Origin of the sequence: Faecousia intestinalis, from assembly GCF_040096185.1 — a bacterium.
In the GTDB taxonomy this organism is placed as follows: Bacteria; Bacillota; Clostridia; order Oscillospirales; family Oscillospiraceae; genus JAZOXB01.
In genome coordinates this window covers 1-4,684 of sequence record NZ_JBBMFF010000160.1, presented here as the reverse complement: position 1 = coordinate 4,684, position 4,684 = coordinate 1, and the positions used below count along the sequence as shown (strand labels likewise).

Annotated in this window: 4 protein-coding genes and 1 tRNA gene; 4 read left to right on the top strand and 1 reads right to left on the bottom strand. The window is 61.6% G+C overall.

Annotated elements, in window-relative coordinates; translation table 11 throughout:
- Positions 1-246: 246 nt before the first annotated feature.
- The gene (locus tag WMO66_RS04375) at positions 247-387 is read left to right on the top strand and encodes an SHOCT domain-containing protein (RefSeq protein ID WP_349135166.1); all 141 of its coding nucleotides are present in this window, start codon (positions 247-249) and stop codon (positions 385-387) included.
- 288 nt (positions 388-675) lie between these two features.
- Here WMO66_RS04375 and WMO66_RS04370 read toward each other — a convergent pair.
- Positions 676-749 (bottom strand) — tRNA-Gln (locus WMO66_RS04370).
- Between the two features lie 197 nt (positions 750-946).
- Between WMO66_RS04370 and WMO66_RS04365 the strand changes: the two genes are divergently transcribed.
- From WMO66_RS04365 to WMO66_RS04355, 3 genes are read left to right on the top strand one after another with little or no spacing between them, the layout of a single operon-like run.
- Positions 947-2,059, top strand: coding sequence for a THUMP domain-containing class I SAM-dependent RNA methyltransferase (locus WMO66_RS04365; RefSeq protein ID WP_349135165.1), 1,113 nt, complete (start codon positions 947-949; stop codon positions 2,057-2,059).
- A 15-nt stretch (positions 2,060-2,074) separates the two neighbouring features.
- Positions 2,075-3,016, top strand: coding sequence for a diacylglycerol/lipid kinase family protein (locus tag WMO66_RS04360; RefSeq protein ID WP_349135164.1), 942 nt, complete (start codon positions 2,075-2,077; stop codon positions 3,014-3,016).
- On the top strand, positions 3,003-4,247 hold the full coding sequence (locus tag WMO66_RS04355; protein WP_349135163.1) for an endonuclease/exonuclease/phosphatase family protein: 1,245 nt from the start codon (positions 3,003-3,005) through the stop codon (positions 4,245-4,247). Before WMO66_RS04360 ends, WMO66_RS04355 begins: the two co-directional genes overlap by 14 nt.
- The last annotated feature ends 437 nt before the right edge of the window (positions 4,248-4,684 follow it).

The following is a 4,684-nucleotide window of genomic DNA, read 5'->3' as shown; positions in this document are numbered from 1 at the left end:
TCCCGAGATTGCCACGTCGGCCTGCGGCCTCCTCGCAATGACAAATCTGGGAGTATTGCGCCGCAGAATCCATGCAGCACATGCTGCCAGACTGCATGGCGCTCAGGGAGCGTCGCTACAGGCCCCGCCGGGGGCGTTTGCTTTTAACGGCAGCCTGTGTGAATCGGCAGCAGTATGCCGGGGCGCTTTCTCCTTAATTTAATATAGGGTCTCCTCGTTCTCGGCAAACAGCCTGTCATGGACGGCATGGCGGCAGCTCCCGCCGAGCCCGCTGCGGCCGGTGCAGGCACCGCCGACGGGCTGAAGAAGTTCAAGGACCTGCTCGACTCCGGCGTGATCACGCAGGAGGAGCTCGACGCAAAGAAGAAGGAGTTGTCTGGCCTGTAGGCTGTAAAAAAGCAAAAGCGCCCTCCGGCACAGCCGGAGGGCACTAAGCTTGTCAAAGGAGTCCCTTTGGACTCCTTTGACAAGCTGCTTTCAGAATTGCAAAATAGAATTTTGTAGCATTATTTTGCAATTCTGCCGCTGCGGCGGGTTATTTGACGCGAAAGGAAACCCTGACGGTTTCCTTTCACACTTTTCTTCCCTCCGTAACTTTTGGCTTGACAATTCTTTGACAGTCTAAAAAATACAAAAACCATAGAAAAACCGGTTGTCCAATGGACAACCGGTTTTTGGCAGCGGGTGAAGGATTCGAACCCTCACAAACGGAGTCAGAGTCCGGTGTGCTACCATTACACAAACCCGCTATTTGCCGTGCGTCAAAGCGCATATATAATTATATGCAAAATCCCAAAAAAGTCAAGCCCTGATTTCATGTTTTTTTCAATTTTTCTGCGCCAGGCAGCGGGGAATATTGGCCGTTGCAATCGGTCCTGCTATCGGTTATAATAGAACATAAAAATAATGAGGAAAAATCGCTCGAATTTGGGCGGGAGGATACGCAATGGAACGTTGGACAATGGCCGTGCCGTGCCTGTTTGGCCTTGAGGGCCTCGTGGGCGACGAGCTGCGGCGAATGGGCATGGAGGATGTGCGCGTCGAGGATCGCCGCGTGTTTTTCACGGGCGGAGCGGCCGAGCTGGCGCGCGCGAATATCGGGCTGCGCATGGGCGAGCGGGTCATGATCCTGCTGGCGCGCTTCCCGGCGCGGTCGTTTGAGGAGCTGTATCAGGGCGTGAAGGCCATTCCGCTCGAGCGCTTCGTCCCGCGCGAGGGCGCGTTCCCCGTCAAGGGCTACAGCCTTGATTCTCAGCTGCACTCCGTGCCGGACTGCCAGTCCATCGTCAAAAAGGCCGCCGTCGACCATCTCGGCGCGCACTACGGCCTGACGTGGCTGCCCGAGACCGGCGAGACCTACCAGCTGCGCTTTTCCATCATGAAGGACCTGTGCGAGGTCTTCCTCGACAGCTCCGGCGTCAGCCTGCACAAGCGCGGCTACCGCGCCGTGGGCAACGAGGCTCCGCTGCACGAGACCATGGCCGCCGCCATGGTGAATCTGGCCCGCTATCGCGGCCGCGATTTCTTCTGGGACCCGTTCTGCGGCTCCGGCACCATCGTTATCGAGGCGGCGCTGGCCGCGCTGAACCGCGCGCCGGGCCTTGCCCGCAAATTTGCGGCGCAGAGCTGGTCCTGCATTCCGGAGGATGTCTGGACGCAGGCCCGCGAGGCCGCGCGCGCGGCGGAGTTCCGCGGGGAATACCGCATTCTCGGCACGGACATCGACTCCGGCAGCCTTGCCATCGCCATTGCGAACGCAAAGAAGGCCGGGGTGAGCAAATACATCGAGTTCCGCGAGGCGGACGCCACCCGTGAGAGCCTGCCGTGCGACTGCGGCGTCATCGTCTGCAACCCGCCCTATGGCGAGCGTATGCTCGAGCAGCGCAGTGCGCAGCAGCTCATGCGGCAGTTCGGCCGCCACCTGCGCTTTGCCGACGGGTGGAAAAAATATATCATCTCCTCCGAGCCGGAATTTGAGCACTACTTCGGCAAGCAGGCCACGAAAAAGCGCAAGCTCTACAACGGCCGCCTGCAGTGCAATGTCTATATGTATTTCTGAAAGGGGCGCAGACGCTTGCGGCATGTATTTCTGATCAATCCCGCTGCCGGAAAATATGACCGGACGGGCGAATTTACCCAGACGATCCGCGCGGCCTGCGAGGGGCTGGACTATGAGATCCTCGTCTCCCGCGCGCCCGGCGACTGCACCCATATCGCGCAGGCCGCCGCTTCCTCCGGCGAGCCGGTCCGGCTGTATGCCTGCGGCGGCGACGGCACGCTCAACGAGGTCGTCAACGGCGCGGCGGGCCATGCCAACGCCGCCGTGACGCATTTTCCCGGCGGCTCCGGCAACGATTTCATCAAAATTTTCTCCGATCCGGCGGCCTTCCGCTCCCTGCCCCGCCTGCTCGACGCCGAGGAGGCCACATTCGACCTCATCCGCTGCAACGGGCAGAATTACGCCGTCAACATCTGCTCCATGGGCTTCGATGCCCGCATCGGAACGGAGATCGGGCGCTATAAGCGCCTGCCGCTTGTCAGCGGGACGGGCGCCTATCTGCTCTCCACGGGCGTGAATTTTATCCGCGGCATCCACGAGCACTATGTCGTCGACGTGGACGGGCAGCATTTTGACGGCAATCAGACGCTGATGTGCATTGCAAACGGCCGGTATTATGGCGGTAGCTTCAACCCGGTGCCCGATGCGGAGCCGGACGACGGCCTGCTCGACGTGCTGCTGGTGCGCGACGTGTCGCGCGCGACGATGCTGCGTGTCATCGGCAAATACAAGGCCGGGCACTATGCCCAGCTGCCGGAGCTCATCCGCCACTTCCGCTGCAGGCGGGTGCACATCCGCTGCGACCGCGAAAGCGAGATCAATCTCGACGGTGAGCTCATGATGTCCCGCGACGTCACGTTTGAGATCGCACCGCAGAGCATCCGTTTTTTCTATCCGCGCGGCCTGACCTATCACGCCGCCGCAGAGCAAGGAGGCGAGCACATTGCAGCAACATGATATCCCGGAGCTGACGCCGGACGAGGAGCTTGACCGCACGCGCGTGCTGCCGGATCCCGTCGATCCGCTCGAGGGCTCGGCGCGCCTGCCGGAGCTGCGCCCGGACGACGAGCCGGGACCCGAGGACGAGCCGGAGGTCCCGCAGAAGCCGAAGCGCCGCGGCCGGGTCGTCCGGAAGATCGTCAAGTATTTCCTGTTCCTTGTGTTGGCCGTCGCCATCGTCGCGGCGGGCGGCATCGGCTATCTCACGGTCACGGAATACCGCCCGGCCTATGCCGAGGACGCACAGCGCGGCAACGTCCTGCGCGAGAGCAAGCTCACGGGCGGCCAGACCGTCCGCGTGCTGACGCTCAATACCGGCTACGGCGGGCTGGACGCCGGGGAGGACTTCTTCATGGACGGCGGCGAGGGCGTCAGACCGTCCGATGCAGAGACCGTGCGGCAGAATATGCTCGGCATCGAGGACCTCATCCGCGGTGCGGACGCCGACTTCGTGATGCTGCAGGAGGTCGACACGGATTCGAAGCGCAGCTACGGCTATGACCAGTGGCGGCAGTATGAATTCGATCTTGAGGACTATGAGAGCCGCTTTGCCCTGAACTATTCCTGTGATTATGTGCCCTATCCCGTCACGGAGCCCATCGGCCGCGTGCACTCCGGTGTTGCGACCTACAGCCGCTACGACATCACGGCCGCCACGCGTTACCGCCTGCCGTGCCCGTTCTCGTGGCCGGTGCGCATCGCCAATCTCAAGCGCTGTCTGCTCGTCACCCGCATCCCCATCGACGGCTTGGAGCAGGAGCTCGTGCTCGTGAACCTGCACCTCGAGGCCTATGACGACGGCGAGGGCAAGGAGGCCCAGACGGCCATGCTCCTGCAGATCCTGCAGGAGGAATATGCCAAGGGCAACTATGTCATCGCGGGCGGCGACTTCAACCAGAGCTTCCCGGACGGCACGGACCGCTATCCCATCGCCTCCGGCGCGGACTGGACGCCCGGCACGCTCGGCGACCTGCCCGCGGGCTGGCAGTATGCCTGGGACAGCGCCGCGCCGACCTGCCGCCTGCTGAACCAGCCCTACAGCGCCGGAAGCTCCGGCACGCAGTTCTATGTCATCGACGGCTTTATCCTCAGCCCGAATGTCGAGCCGGTCAGCGTCCGCACGCAGGATGCCGAGTTCGCGGTGACGGATCACAACCCCGTCGTGCTCGAGGCGCGGCTCGTCAGCTGATATCCCGTCATTTCGACGAAAAGTGGAGAACATGTGAAAACTATTTTGGCTATTTTCATAGTTTGTTCACAATTTCCCGCCGCCGATATGGTATCATTTTCGTACAGAGACGGGGTACGCCCCGTTCCGCTCAGGCAGCCGGCGATGCCGCGGAAATATCTGCGGATAAGCCAACGCCGACTGCGTGCTTCATCTGGTTTCCATCTTGTAAGGCCGTGGCCCAAGGAACGGGTCACGGCCCTTTCCATATGATAGGAAAATCATTGTAGGGGAGCGGACAGCCGGGCCCGGCGCAATGCTGCAGACTCGAACGGGCCACCGTTAAAATGGCAACGGCTCCCAGATTTGTCATTGCGAGGGCGCTTCGCGCCCGTGGCAATCTCGCAGTACCGGGGTAGATAACAGGAAAGCCCCGGCGAAAACGCAACTGCCTTCCC